The organism is Streptomyces apricus (assembly GCF_008369065.1).
GTDB lineage: Bacteria > Actinomycetota > Actinomycetes > Streptomycetales > Streptomycetaceae > Streptomyces > Streptomyces apricus.
Genome location: NZ_VDFC01000046.1, coordinates 1,357,025 through 1,370,614, shown reverse-complemented (window position 1 = coordinate 1,370,614; position 13,590 = coordinate 1,357,025). Strand labels below are relative to the sequence as shown.

General features: G+C 73.5%; 9 protein-coding genes and 1 pseudogene. All 10 read right to left on the bottom strand.

What is annotated here, in order from left to right; translation table 11 throughout:
- Window positions 1-128: pseudogene (locus tag FGF04_RS42115) on the bottom strand (FHA domain-containing protein); the annotation flags it as partial.
- Window positions 129-243: 115 nt separating this feature from the next.
- The gene (locus FGF04_RS26280; protein ID WP_149513699.1) at window positions 244-1,590 is read right to left on the bottom strand and encodes a vWA domain-containing protein; all 1,347 of its coding nucleotides are present in this window, start codon (window positions 1,588-1,590) and stop codon (window positions 244-246) included.
- A 163-nt stretch (window positions 1,591-1,753) separates the two neighbouring features.
- The gene (locus FGF04_RS26275) at window positions 1,754-2,950 is read right to left on the bottom strand and encodes a PP2C family protein-serine/threonine phosphatase (RefSeq protein WP_149513698.1); all 1,197 of its coding nucleotides are present in this window, start codon (window positions 2,948-2,950) and stop codon (window positions 1,754-1,756) included.
- Window positions 2,951-3,416: 466 nt separating this feature from the next.
- On the bottom strand, window positions 3,417-6,239 hold the full coding sequence (locus tag FGF04_RS26265; protein ID WP_149513696.1) for a serine/threonine-protein kinase: 2,823 nt from the start codon (window positions 6,237-6,239) through the stop codon (window positions 3,417-3,419).
- On the bottom strand, window positions 6,236-7,558 hold the full coding sequence (locus FGF04_RS26260) for a hypothetical protein (protein WP_149513695.1): 1,323 nt from the start codon (window positions 7,556-7,558) through the stop codon (window positions 6,236-6,238). The genes FGF04_RS26265 and FGF04_RS26260 overlap by 4 nt, the downstream gene beginning before the upstream one ends.
- 44 nt (window positions 7,559-7,602) lie before the next feature.
- Entirely contained in the window at window positions 7,603-8,511 is a 909-nt protein-coding gene (locus FGF04_RS26255; protein ID WP_328596408.1) for a glutamate ABC transporter substrate-binding protein, read from the bottom strand.
- A 97-nt stretch (window positions 8,512-8,608) separates the two neighbouring features.
- Window positions 8,609-10,057, bottom strand: coding sequence for a hypothetical protein (locus tag FGF04_RS26250; RefSeq protein ID WP_149513694.1), 1,449 nt, complete (start codon window positions 10,055-10,057; stop codon window positions 8,609-8,611).
- A 362-nt stretch (window positions 10,058-10,419) separates the two neighbouring features.
- Complete coding sequence (locus tag FGF04_RS26245) at window positions 10,420-11,427, bottom strand: N-acetylglucosamine kinase (protein ID WP_149513693.1); 1,008 nt, start codon at window positions 11,425-11,427, stop codon at window positions 10,420-10,422.
- On the bottom strand, window positions 11,418-12,683 hold the full coding sequence (locus FGF04_RS26240; protein WP_149513692.1) for a 6-phospho-beta-glucosidase: 1,266 nt from the start codon (window positions 12,681-12,683) through the stop codon (window positions 11,418-11,420). Before FGF04_RS26240 ends, FGF04_RS26245 begins: the two co-directional genes overlap by 10 nt.
- Window positions 12,684-12,685: 2 nt before the next feature.
- Window positions 12,686-13,588 (bottom strand): carbohydrate ABC transporter permease, encoded by a 903-nt coding sequence (locus FGF04_RS26235; RefSeq protein ID WP_149513868.1) that lies wholly within the window; start codon window positions 13,586-13,588, stop codon window positions 12,686-12,688.
- Window positions 13,589-13,590 lie beyond the last annotated feature (2 nt).

The window sequence follows — 13,590 nt, the reverse complement described above, 5'->3', positions numbered from 1 at the left end:
GGGTAGCCGTAACCGGCCGCCGGGGGCGGCGGCGGAGGCGGCGGGGGTACGGCACCGGCCATGCGGTGACCGCAGACCTCGCACCAGTCGTCGGAACCCGACTGGTGTCCGTTCGGGCAGGTCGGCATGTCGGCGCTTCCCCCTCTCCTCGTCCGGCCCACCGGGGACCGTAAGTCGTGCAAAAAGTCGTACGGAACGCGCGCTCGGTGCTCGCGTACCGCTACGAACCGTGTACGTAACGCTCTACTTCTTCACGCGGACGGTCTTCGTGGACCGGGTTTCGAGAGTCATCTCGTCGGCCTCCTCGACCTTCGCCTTCAATCGCACAGTACCTGCCGCGGCGTCGACCACGTCCACCACCTTCGCAAGCAGTTTCGCCGTATCCGCGTTTCCGGAGGCGCTCGCGAGCTGGACCGCCCGTCCCAGTTTGGCCGTCGCCCCGTCCGCGTCCCCCGCTTTGCGTGCGTCCAGGCCCTGTTGGATGACTTGTGCCAGTTCCGCCTGACCCGTGTAGTGCGCGACCTGCGGATTGATCGACGTGGACGCCACCATGTCGTCCGTCCACACAGCCCGTACGAGCCCCTGCGCGCCCAGCGTCCGCGCGGTGCCGTCGTCCTGCGGGATCACCAGGGAGACCCGGGCGGCGAGCATCTCCTGCCCGATGCCGGCCTCGGGGACCTCCACGCACACGTGGTAGTCGCGGGACTCGTCCCCCCAGGAACCGGTGGGGTAGTCCCCGGCGCGCGGGCCCGCCTCGGTGCGGCGGCCGGTCAGCTCCTCGACCGTCGGCGCGACCTGCTTGACGAACTTGACGGAGGTGTCGACCGGGGTCCACAGCCGCAGCGCGACGTCCGCGACCTCCTTGCCCATGGCCGTCTCCATCATCTGCGTGAAGTCGGCGGCCAGGCCCGCCGGGTCGGCCACGATGTCGGCGGTGCCGAGCAGCGCGGACGCGATGCCAGTGACCTCCTTCACCTCCCAGTCCGTGCCGACGCCCCGCGCGTCGGCGGTGAAGCGGCCGGCGGCGGCCTCCAGGGCCGCCTTCAGGTCCTCGGGCGACTCGTGTTCGTTGCGGCCGTCGGTGAGCAGGATGCCGTGCCGGATGGTGACGTCCGCCGAGGACAGCAGGTGGTCGGCGAGCCGCAGCCAGGTGCCGATCGCGGTGCCGCCGCCCGCGCTGAGCTTGCGCAGCGCCTGCTTCGCCTGCTCACGGGTCTGCGCGTTCGCCACCGCGAGGGCGCCGCCGCCCGGATAGACCTCCTTGGCCACGTGCGTCCCGCCGATCACCGCGAAGTGCACGCCGTCGCGCAGCGCGTCGATCGCGGCGGCCGTCGCGTCCCTGGCGCCGCGCATCTTGGTCGGCGGGTAGTCCATGGACCCGGAACAGTCGACCATGATCGCCACGGCCGCGTCCGGGCCCTGTCCCGGTGTGTAGAGGTGGGGCGCCGCGACGGCGCTCCCCACCGTGCCGCCACCCGTGGAGGTGACGGTCACGATCGCGTTGACCTCGCGGCCGCCTTCCGGCAGGTACTCGTTCTGGTAGACCTCCACCGAGAACTGCGGCACGTTCGACTTCGAGAAATTGGCCATGCCTTCTCTGCTCCCCCTCAGGACTCCCACAGGACGTGGGTGATGGCGGTAGGCGGACCGGTCCCCTCCGGTCCAAGCCGCGCCGAGGCCGTCACGGTCTCCGCCGTCACTCTCGCCTCTGCTGTTCCTGCCCGTCCCTACCGTTTCGTACCGCTTGGGCCTCTTAGGCCGATCCTGCCCCCTGCGACGGCGCCGGGAACGGAAGGACGGCCACTGTTACGTTGTCGTGGCCCCCGCCGTCCAGGGCGTGGCCCACCAGGACCCGGGCACTGTGCAGCGGCCGCTGCGCGGCGTCGTGCGGGACGACCTCGGCCATCTCGTCCGCGCCCTCCGCGTAGTTCCACAGCCCATCGGTGCACACGATCACCACACCGGGCCGGTCCGGCTTGAAGGACGCGGTGTGCGGCTCCAGTTCGTACGCGTCGGCGCCGAGCCAGCCGGTGATGGCGTGGGCGCGGTCGTCGGCGTACGCCTCCGCCTCGTTCATCAGGCCCGCGGCGACCATCTGGGCCGCCCAGGAGTCGTCCTCGGTGAGCCGGGCCGGCGGTGCCGAGCGGTCCACCGGCACCCAGTAGGCGCGGCTGTCCCCGACCCAGCCGACGACCAGCAGGCTGGGGGTGACGACGGCGCCGACGATGGTGCAGGCCGGGGCGTTGACGTGCGGCTGGTGCTCGTGGTCCGCCGGGGCGTGGTCCGCCAGGGAGTTGACCGCGTCCGAGGCCGCGAGGATCGCGTCGTGCATGGCCTGCTGCGGGTGCGTACCGCGGGGCAGGGCCGCCAGGAGCGACTCGCCCGCCGCGCGGGAGGCGGCCAGGGAGGCCTCGTCGGGGCGGGTCGCCGAGGAGACGCCGTCGCAGACGACGGCGACGACCGCGGGGGAGTCGTCGGACAGCGCGGTCGAGGACACGGCGAACGCGTCCTCGTTGCGGTGGTGGCGCAGCCCGCGGTCGCTGACCGCGGCGACCGCGTCCAGCTCCTGCTCCATGTGGTCGCGCTCGCGCGGCTGCGCGTGCCCGCAGTTCTCGCAGTAGCCGTCCCGGTCGACCTGTCCGGCCCGGCACGCCACGCAGAACTTGAGCCCCGCGGGGGGTGTCGCGAGGTCGGCCGTCCGCGGATCGGCGGGCGGCGCCTCGGGCGGCAGCGGGGCGGCGAGCGGGTACTCGTCCGGCTCCGCCGCGGGCCGGGCCGCCGGGGCCGGCGCCTGGACCTGGGCCTGGGTCTGGACTTGGGCCTGGGTCTGGACTTGGGCCTGTGTCGCGTCCTGGTCCGGTGCGGGGGACGGCGGTTGTGGTTGCGGCTGGGCGTGCGCGTGGGGCGCCGGCGGGGCGTGCGGCGGCGTGGGCGGCTGTGCGTGCGGCACGGCGGACGCCTCGGTGTGCGGCGCCGACTGCTGGGCGTACGGCGGGCCCTGCGGGGCGTGTTGCGGGGGCTGCGGGGCGTGCGGTGCCGCCGGGCGGTCGAAGCGTACGCCCGGGCCCTCGGGGCCGGACGGCGCGCCCGGACCGCCCGGACGCGCGTCCGGGCTCTCGGAGCCGCCCGACTGGGCTCTCGGAGCCGCCCGACTCGCGGCCCTCCAGGTCCGTCGGCAGCACCATGGCCGCCGGAGTGTCCGTGCCGGCCGGCTCGGGCGCGKCCGGCCACTCCACGGAGGCAGCGGCCGAAGGGGGCCGCGGCGCCGAGCCGTTCATGGTGATCGTGGGCTGGTCGTCGGGCGGTGCGGGCACGGCCGACAGGTCGTATCCGCACGCACCGCAGAAGCGGTCTCCCGACTCCAGCGGTTCCTCACAGCTGGGGCAGGCGGCCAGTTGGGGCATCTGCGACATGAATTACACCCACGTCCGGGGGCGGTAGCGGTTGGCGCGCTCCACCAGATCGATCCTCTCCTCGCCACCTGTGGCGAGCCTGGCCAGTGTCCGGTACGACCGCTCCAGACCGAAGCGCAGGCCCCGCTCGTCCAGGTCGCTGCCGAGCAGCACGGTCCGCCCACCGGTGGCCGGCGGGGCGGAACCCTGGCTACCGGAGAGTACCCAGTCCAGGGCGCAGCCAAGGACCTCTGTGGACAACTGCTCGCGGCGCACCGCGTCCAGGCCGTACCCGTCCAGCGCCTCGACCTGGGCCGCGGCCGAGGTCAGGTCGTCCAGGAAGGGCGTCCCGGGCGGTCCCGCCGCCGTCGGGGCGGGCGGTGGCGCGGCATGGGCCAGGCGCTGCCGCAGCCGGGCCCGGACGGCGGCGACCCGCGCCGCCGTGTAGTGGATGGAGGACTCCGGCACCGACTCCAGCGTCCGTACGGCGCCGGGGCGGTCGCCCGCCGCGAGCTGGACGCGGGCCAGCCCGAACGCGGTGCTCACGTAGCTCGGGTCGGTCGTCCACACCAGCCGGTAGTACTCGGCGGCGTTGTCCAGCTGGCCGAGGACCTCCGCGCACAGGCCGAGGGCCAGCTTGGGCGCGGGCTCGCCCGGGAAGGCGTCGTAGATCGCGTCGAAGGACACCGCCGCGACCTCGTGGTCCCCGGTGGCCAGCGCGGTCACGCCCCGGTACCAGACCACCCGCCAGTCGTCGGGGTGGTCCCTCTCCAGGGCCTCCAGCGTCGCGGTCGCCTCGCCGAACCCGCCCATCTCCAGGCGGGCCCGCAGCTCGCGCAGCCGCAGCTCCAGGGAGCCGGCCGGCGCCGCGCCCAGGGCGGCGATCAGCTCCGCGGGCGCGGAGGTCATGAGCCCCGCCAGGAAACCGGCGTTCGGGTCGGCGGGGTCGACGTGGGGGACCGGCAGGGCGAGCGCGGCGGTCGCGGTGTCCAGCGGCTTGACGAGGGCGTCCGGAGCGGGGGCGAGGGCCACGGCCCCGCCCGCCCCACCGGCCTGCGCCACGACGCCGCCGGCCGTGCCCGCCTGCGCCGCGCCAGCACCGGCCACGCCCGCCTGCGCCACGGCACCGTACGCCGTACCTGCCTGCGCCGTGCCCGCCTGAGCCACCGCGCCGTACGCCGTACCCCCCTGCGCCAAGACGCCGTTCGCCCCGTTCGCCCGGGTCACGGCCCCGTTCGGTCCGGCGGTCCGCGGCCCGGCGCCGTTCGCGCGGCCGGTCGGCGAACCGTTCCTCCGTGTCGCCGCGAACCGGCCTCTTCGCGCCCGCACGGGCACGGACCGCACGCCCAGGCGGGACACGTCGCCGGTCAGCCGGCCGAACAACTCGGTGTCGGTGACCCGCAGTTCGGGCCCGAACAGGGTGGACAGCGCGGGCCGCGGACGCCCCGTCTGGACGGCGACGACCTCGCGCAGCACCCCGGTGAGCTGCTCGGACATCTCCTGCGCGGAGGCGAACCGGCGGGCCGGGTCGGGGTCGGTGGCCCGTACCAGCAGCCGGTAGAACGACTCGTAGGTGCGGAAGACCTCGATGTTGTCCGGGTCGGGCAGGGAGTCCACGAACACGTTCGTGTAGCCCTGGAAGTCGAAGGACAGGACCGCCAGCGTACGGGCGACGGTGTAGAGGTCGGAGGCGACCGACGGGCCGACGTCGGCGACCTCGGGCGCCTGGTAGCCGACCGTGCCGTAGATGGCCGACTCGTCGTCGTCCATCCTGCGCACCGCGCCCATGTCGATCAGCTTGAGCTGGTCCTCGGTCTGTATCGCGTTGTCGACCTTGAAGTCGCAGTACAGGAGGTTGCGGCTGTGCAGGTGGCCCAGCGCCTCAAGGGCCTCGATGCCGTACGCGCACGCCTGCTCCACCGGCAGCGGGTCGCGCTTGCCGGCCGCGGTGCGGCGGCCGTTGGCGATCTCCTTGAGGGACTTGCCGCCGACGTACTCCATGACGATGTAGCCGTCGAGGGAGCCGGTGCGCTGGTCGAGGTGCTCCACGAAGTTGTAGATCCGCACGATGTTCGCGTGCTCGATCTCGGCGAGGAAGCGCCGCTCGGAGATCGCGGCGGCCATGGCGTCCTGGTCGCCCGTGTCGAGGAGGCCCTTGAGGACCACCCAGCGGTCGGACACCGCCCGGTCGACGGCGAGGTAGACCCAGCCGAGCCCGCCGTGCGCGAGGCAGCCCACGACCTCGTACTGGCCGTGCACGATGTCCCCGGCCCGCAGCTTCGGCACGAACGAGTACGGGTGGCCGCACTTGGTGCAGAACCCCTCCGTGCGCCCGGGCCGCTCACCGCGCGAACGCCCCACCGGGGCCCCGCAGTCGGACTTCGAGCAGAACCGCTTGCGCTCCGGGACCTCGGGGTTCTCCTGCACCATGGCGCGCGGATCGGGCCGCGGCACGCCGGGCACCTGCACCAGCCCCACGCCGAGCCGGCTGCGGGCCGAGCTCCCGGCCGCCGAGCCGGAGCTGCGCACCGACACCGAGCGGCTGGACGTCCGCCCCGAGACGGAGCGCGACAGACGGCCCGACACCGAACGCCGGGACCGGTCCGAGCGCGAGGAGGAACGGGACGACGCCCGCGAACTCCCGCTGGCGGAACCGCGCGAGCCCTTGCCGCCCGCGGTCATCCCGGTCGGCGGGGAGCCGACCGCGCCGGTCGACGAGACGACCGGCGCCAGGCCGCAGGTGTCGCAGTACAGCTCACCGCCGCCCACGTCCTCGTACGCCCCCGGGCAACCGGGCCGCTGGCACGGCTTGGGTCCACCGTCCCGACTCCCGTCCGGCTGACTCATGACTCCCCCCTCCGGTCCTGTGGCCCGCCGTGACCGGGGACCCTCGGCACCAGTACTTCGGCGGCGGCCTGCTGGTAGCGCAGCACCGCCTGTTCCGCCACGCGCAGGTCGCAGGGCGCGCTCCACAGCATGCGGCGCGCCGCGTCGTACCGCTCCACGAGCAGCGGGTCCTCGGCGAAGCCGTGCCGGGCGACCTTCGCCCGGTAGGCGTCGAGCCGGCCGCGCAGCTCCGCGCGGACCGCGAGCGGCGCGGTGACCGCGGACAACGACTCGCGCGCCCGCAGCAGTTCGTCCTCGGCCTTCTCCTCCAGCGACTCCAGCAGCGGCGACAGGCGGTGCCACTGGGCGTGCCTGCGGTACTCGGCGGCCGTCGCCAGCTGTTCCTGCAGCGCGGTGGGCGGCCCGCTCACCGCGGGCACCTCGGACGCGGCGATCTTCGCCAGCACCTCGCCGCGCGCGTTCCGTGCCTCGGACAGCGTGCGGTCCGCGCGGCTGAGCACGTCCCGCAGCCGCACCAGCCGCGCCTCCGCGTCCTGCCGCACGGTGAGCACGGCGTCGATCTCGCGGCGCACCTCCTCCAGGGCGCGCGCCTCCCGGTCGTAGCGCGTCGTGTCGGGACGGCCGCCGCCCGGCGCCGAACTGCCCTGCGCCGGGCTCCAGAAGGCCAGCGGGTCGGACACCACCTGCTCGCGCAGCGACGTCAGGGCGCGGGTGATGCGCTCCAGGTCGTCCCCCGAGGGGTGCTCACCGGGCCGTACGCCCACGGAGTGCGCGAGCCGCCGGGTGCGCTGCAGCTCCGCGGCGAGTAAATCTATCCGCGCGGGCAGCGCCGACCACACCGCGTCGGCCGCGACCACCATGTCCAGCGACGACGCGTACAACTCGTTCATGCGCTCCACGAGTTCGGCGAGGGTGAAGCGCTCGCTCAGCCGGCCCGTGCCCGCCATCGTGGGCGCGGCCGCCGTGGCGGAGGCGCTGCCGGCGACCGTGACGCTCTCGCCGCGCAGCAGTTCCGTCAGCTCCACCAGGTCCTCGCGGCTCGACCAGCGTCTGCGGGAGCGGATCTCGCGCGCGGAGCGCAGCGCGCCCGCGTACGCGTCGAAGTACGCCCACAGCAGGGTGATCGACGCGTCGGTGGTCTCCCAGCGCTCCTTGGTCGTGCCGGTGAGCTCGGCGCCTTCGAGGAGTCTGCGGCCCGCGTGGTCCTGCAGGGCGAGGAGCGAGGTCTCGATGGCCTCGTGCTCCGCGCCGAGCCGCGCCAGCGCACGGTCCACCTCGTCCCGGTCCAGTACCGGCCCGGATGGTCCCGTGACGCCCATCGATCACCCCTCGTTTCGTGTTGCCTGCGCTGCGTGTGCCGTCCCTACTCGTACGTGACCGCGGGCGGCCCGTCGGACCGCCCGAGCGTCCCGAGGAGCCAGGTGTCGTACGACTTCTGCCACTCGGACTTGCGGTAGTCCACCAGTATCGCGTTCACCCGCCGCACCAGGTCGTCGGCGCCCCGCTTCATCGCCACGCCGTAGTACTCCTTGGTGAACGGCTCGCCCTTGAGCGTGACCGTCGGGTCCTGCGCGGCCTGGCTCGCGGCGAGGGCGCCGTCGGTCACCACCGCGTCGACCTCGCCCAGCTGGAGCCGTACCAGGCAGTCGAGCTGGTTGGGCACCACGGTGACGGCGGTGGAGGCGGAGAGGTCCCCGTCGGTCCTGCCGTCCGTGAGGGTGTCCTCGGCGATGGACTTCTTCGCCGCGCACACGCGCCTGCCCGACAGCGAGTCGTATCCCTCGATGTCGGAGCCCTTCGGGGCGAGCACCTGCTGGCCCGTCCGGAAATAGGGCGAGGAGAAGGCCACCTGCTCCAGACGGTCGCAGTTGATCGTCATGGTGCGCACCACCATGTCGACGTCGCCCTTCTGGATCGCCGTGATGCGTTCACTGGTCGGGACGGCACGGAAGACGATCTTGTCCTCGTCGCCGAGGATGTCCTTGGCGATCGCGTGCGCCAGGTCGATGTCGAAACCCTCCAGCTCCGCCGTCTTCGACTCGCTGTTCGGATCGCGGTAGCCCCAGCGGTAGCTGTTCTGGTCGACGCCCACCACCAGGGAGCCACGCTCGACGATCTTCCGTACCGCCGGGCCGTCCCGGGGGCCGGAGTCCGGCGCGGGACTCCGGTTCTGGGCGTCGGCGTCGGTGCAGTCCCCGGCCGCGGTCCGGTCGCCCCGGCCCGCACCCCGTCCGGCGGTCTGCGCGGCGGCGTCCTCGCGCGACTGGGTCACCGGTAGCAACAGGGCCAAGACCACCGCCAGGGCGCAGACGACCGCCAGCCCCTCAAACTGGCCCGCAGACGCCGTACGTTCATCGTCACGCCCCCTCTCACCRGTACTCCGACAGCCTGCGCCCGATGCCGAGCACCGCACCGGCCGCGGCCAGCACGGCGAGCACCGCGGCGCCCACCACGAGGCCGTTCATCGCGCCCCGGCCGTCACCGGCCGCCTTCTCGAACTCGGCCCGCTCGTGCGTGAGCGCGAGCGCGAGGTTCTTGTCCACACTCTCGAAGCACTCGCCGGTCGGCTTCTTGTCGGCGGTGCCGATGACCTTGTCCAGCGCCGCCTGGTAGTTGCCCAGCTTGTCCTGGTCGCGCGCTTGCGCGTGCCGTTCCTTCCAGACCTTCATGCTGCCCGTCGCGGTCTCGACCGGCTTGACGCCCGCACCGTCGTCGGCGAGGTCCTCCGCGGCGGCCAGCTTCGCGGTGAGCTCCTTCATCTGCCGTTCGAAGTCGTAGTCGTACACGTCCACGACCGTGTCCTTGTCCAGCTGCTTGGTCTCCGCGCCGCGGGAGATCAGGGTGAGGTTCTCGTTGGCGCGCGCCTTGAGCGAGGCGATCCGGGCGTCGTTCAGCGTGTTCAGCGAACGGACCCCGTGGTCGTACGAGTCGTTCAGCCCGGCGCGCGCGACGGTGTGGCCGACGGCCAGCCAGAGCAGGACGACCGTGGTGGCGGCCGTGGCGGCGGCCAGGCCGTGGTTCAGCACGCGGTTCGTACGGCGGTAGTTGCGGCGCTGGGTCCACACCAGGCCGCCGATCGCGAGGACCCCCGTGCCGATCGCGATCCACGGGTAGGGCGTCGCGTCGTCGTAGTCGGAGCGCAGCCGCTGGTTCTCCACCGTGTAGAGCTGCTCGGCCTTCTTGAGCATCGTCTGCATCTTCGAGTTCGCGTACCGCAGGTAGGCGCCGCCGAGCGGGTAGCCCTGGCGGTTGTTGGCGCGGGCCCGCTCGACCAGGCCCTTGTACTCGGGAAGCATGGCGTTCAGCTCGGTGATGGTCTTCGCCGAGGTGGAGCCGGGCCGCGAGTTGGAGGCCGCCGTCACCAGTTTGTCGGCGGCCTGGTGGATGTTCCTCTCGTAGTCGTCGCGGGACCGTTTCGTCTCCTGGCCGCCCGCGAGGAAGCCGCTGGAGGCGGCCGTGTTGGCGTCGGCGAGCGAGCGGTAGATGTCCGCCGCGTCGGCGCTCAGCGGCTGGCTGCTGTGCAGCACGTCGTCGGCGGCGGCCGAACGGTCCGTCATCTCCCAGGCGGTGGCCGCGCCGAACGCGACGACCAGGACGGCGAGGACGGCGCCGATGATGCGCAGGCGTCCCGGCTCGGTGACCGCCGCGGCCCTCAGCCGGTCGACGCCCTCCGCCCATGCGGTGCGCCGCGGGGGCTCGGCGCCGGGGCCGCCCGGCCGGCCCTGCGGGCCCGGTGGCGGCGCCTGCGGCGGGACCGTCGGCGTCACCACGGCCGGCGTGCCCGGTGGTGCCGCGGTGCCCTGCTGCTCCTGTGTCACCTGACCTCCCCCATGGTCGACGCCGGCACCTCAGCCCGGCGTCAGGAGCACGGGAAGAGCTGCACGGCCGCAAGTATCGCCGCCGGGACCGGTATCCGCACAGGCCTTGACTGGATCTTGTGCGGAATGCGGCACGGCGAAGATCCCGCATCACCCCTGCTCTTGAATACGCCAACTCGAACAGTTCGGTTCCCGGTGCGGGCCCGTGAGCCGACCGGCGGCACGGCACGGACCCGTCGAACGGGTGAAGCCGGACACCGGTGAGAGGTACACACGGGGGACCGGCAGGTACGGGAACGCGGCCGTCCGGGGCCGGGGCCCTGTTGGACCGCGGCCCCGGACGGCAGGGCCGCCGGACGGCCTCAGGCGCTCTCGTAGAACTCCCGCACCCGGGCCTGCGCCCCCGCCGGGGCACCCTCGTGGTCGAGGCCGAGGAGCGCGGCCCCGAGGACCGGCCGGACGGTGACGACCCGGGGCACGGCCTTGGGCGCCCGCTCGGCCAGCAACTCCCGTACCCGGGTGTCGAGCTGGGGGTGGCGGGCGGCCAGGACGCCGCCGCCGAGCAGCACCGGCGTCTCCTCGCCCAGCAGGTCGATCCGGGTCAGGGCGACGACGACCATGGCCACGATCTCCTCCGCCAGCCGGTCGACGAGCGCGCGGGCGACCGGGTCGCCGGCCGCGGCCGTGGCGAACAGCACCGGCGTCAGCTCGTGGCGCCGCACCTCCTCGACGTGCCCCAGGTGCAGGGCCTCGATCAGCGCGTACATCGTGGACAGCCCGAAGTGCGCGGGCAGGGCGCGGGCCAGCCCGGTCGCCGGGCCCCGGCCGTCCTCGGCCCGCGCCGCGTGCCACAGGGCCTCCTCCGCGAGGCCCGAGCCGCCGCCCCAGTCGCCGGAGAGGCGGCCCAGGGCGGGGAAGCGGGCGACCCGGCCGTCGGGCCGCATGCCCACGCAGTTGATGCCCGCCCCGCACACCACGGCGACGCCCCGCGGCTCCTCCACCCCGGCCCGCAGGATCGCGAAGGTGTCGTTGCGGACCTCCACCGTCGTCCCCCACGCGCGCGCGTGCAGCGCGGCGGCCAGCTGCTCCTCCTCCACCGGGAGGTCGGCGTTGGCCAGGCACGCGGAGACGTGGCCGACACCGGTCACGCCCGCCGCGGCGAACGCCCGGTCCACGGCGTCCGCGAGCACGTCCACCGCCTGCCGCACCCCGACCAGCGGTGGCTGGAACCCGCCGCCGCGCGCCGTGGCGAGCACGCTCCCGTCGCCCGCCACGACCGCGACGTCGGTCTTGCTGTTGCCCGCGTCGACGGCGAGGACGCTCCCGCCGGTCCCCGCGCCGGCGCCGGGCACGGTTGCCGTCACGCCCACGCCAGGTGCTCCCGGTTGTGCGCGATCAGCCGGTCGGTGAGGCCGTCGGCCAGCGCGTACTGGCCGATCAGGGGGTGGGCGAGCAGCGCCCGGAACACCCGCTCGCGGCCCCCGCGCAGCGCCGCCTCCAGGGCCAGGTCCTCGTACGCGGTGACGTTCGCGATCAGCCCCGCGAACAGCGGGTCCACCGGCGCCACCGGCAGCGGGGCGGCCCCGTCCCGCCCGACCGCCGCCTGCACCTCGACCACGGCGTCGTCGGGCAGGAACGGCAGCGTCCCCCGGTTGTACGTGTTCACCACCTGGTGGGGACTGCCGCCCCCGCCCAGCAGGGCCGCGGCCAGGTCGACGGCGGCCTCCGAGTAGTACGCCCCGCCCCGCTTCGCCAGCAGCGCCGGCTTCTCGTCGAGCGCCGGGTCGCCGTACATCTCCAGCAACTCCTTCTCCATGGCCGCCACTTCGGCCGCCCTGGACGGCTTCGTGCCCAGCTCCCGCACGACCTCGTCGTGCGCGTAGAAGTAGCGCAGGTAGTAGGACGGCACGACGCCCAGCCGGTCCAGGACGCCGCGCGGCAGCCGCAGGTCGCCGGCGAGGGCGTCCCCGTGCTCGGCGAGCAGCTTCGGCAGGACGTCCTCGCCCCCGGGGCCGCCCAGGCGCACCCCTGTCTCCCAGGTGAGGTGGTTGAGGCCCACGTGGTCCAGGTGCACGTCGGTGGCGGCGACCCCGAGGAGCGCTGCGAACTTGCGCTGGAAGCCGATCGCCACGTTGCACAGCCCGGCCGCCTTGTGACCGGCCTGGAGGAGGGCGCGGGTCACGATGCCGACGGGGTTGGTGAAGTCGATGATCCAGGCGTCGGGGTTGGCCCGCCGTACGCGCTCGGCGATGTCCAGCACCACCGGCACCGTGCGCAGCGCCTTGGCGAGGCCGCCCGCGCCGGTCGTCTCCTGGCCGACGCAGCCGCACTCCAGCGGCCAGGTCTCGTCCTCGTTGCGGGCCGCCTGGCCGCCGACGCGCAGCTGCAGCAGCACGGCGTCGGCGCCCTCGACCGCCGCGTCCAGGTCGCCGGTCGTGGTGATCCGCCCGGGGTGCCCCTGCCGGGCGAGGATGCGCCGGGCCAGCCCGCCGACGAGCTCCAGCCGGTCCGGGGCCGGGTCGACGAGGACCAGCTCCTCGACGGGCAGCGTGTCGCGCAGCCGCGCGAACCCGTCGACCAGTTCAGGGGTGTAGGTGGAGCCTCCGCCCACTACTGCGAGTTTCATTCTCAGCCCTTCACTCCGGTGAGCGTGACGCCTTCGACGAACGCCTTCTGTGCGAAGAAGAACACGAGGATCACGGGGGCCATGACCAGGACGGTCGCGGCCATCGTCAGGTTCCAGTCGGTGTGGTGCGCGCCCTTGAAGGACTCCAGGCCGTAGCTCAGGGTCCAGGCGCCGGGGTTCTCGGACGCGTAGATCTGCGGCCCGAAGTAGTCGTTCCAGGCGTAGAAGAACTGAAACAGCGCGACGGCCGCGATGCCCGGTTTCGCCATCGGCAGCACGACCTTCAGCAGGGTCCGCAGCTCCCCGCAGCCGTCGACCCGCGCCGCGTCGAGGTACTCGTCCGGGATCGTCGTCAGGAACTGCCGCAGCAGGAAGATGGAGAACGCGTCGCCGAACGCCATCGGGACGATCAGCGGCCACAGCGTGCCCGACAGGTCCAGCTGCTTCGCCCAGAACAGGTACATCGGAATGATGATCACCTGTGGCGGCAGCATCATCATCGAGATGACCAGCATCAGCGACAGGTTCCGGCCACGGAAGCGGAACTTGGCGAGCGCGTACGCCACCGGGACCGAGGAGGCGACCGTCAGCGCGGTGCCGGCGCCCGCGTACAGCAGGGTGTTGCGCCACCAGGTGAGGAAGCCGGGCGTGTCGAGGACCTTCGTGTAGTTGCCCCACTCCCAGGTGTCCGGGACCAGGTCCCGGGTGAGCGTCTGGTCGTCGCTCATCAGCGAGGTCAGGACGACGAACACGAAGGGCAGTACGAAGAACAGCGCGGCCGCGACGCCGAGCGCGTGCACGGCGATCCACTCCAGGAGCGCCCTGCGGCGGGCGGTGCGCTCGGCGGGCGTGACGGGCGGCTTCGCGGGCGCCGGCCGCACGGGTTGGTCGAGTGTCTGGGTCACCT

What these genes read in the sequence shown, in the direction of transcription:
- FGF04_RS26280 (WP_149513699.1), bottom strand. Translation starts at nt 1,590, where the DNA reads ATGGCCAATTTCTCGAAGTCGAACGTGCCGCAGTTCTCGGTGGAGGTC.
- FGF04_RS26265 (WP_149513696.1), bottom strand. Translation starts at nt 6,239, where the DNA reads ATGAGTCAGCCGGACGGGAGTCGGGACGGTGGACCCAAGCCGTGCCAG.
- FGF04_RS26260 (WP_149513695.1), bottom strand. Translation starts at nt 7,558, where the DNA reads ATGGGCGTCACGGGACCATCCGGGCCGGTACTGGACCGGGACGAGGTG.
- FGF04_RS26240 (WP_149513692.1), bottom strand. Translation starts at nt 12,683, where the DNA reads ATGAAACTCGCAGTAGTGGGCGGAGGCTCCACCTACACCCCTGAACTG.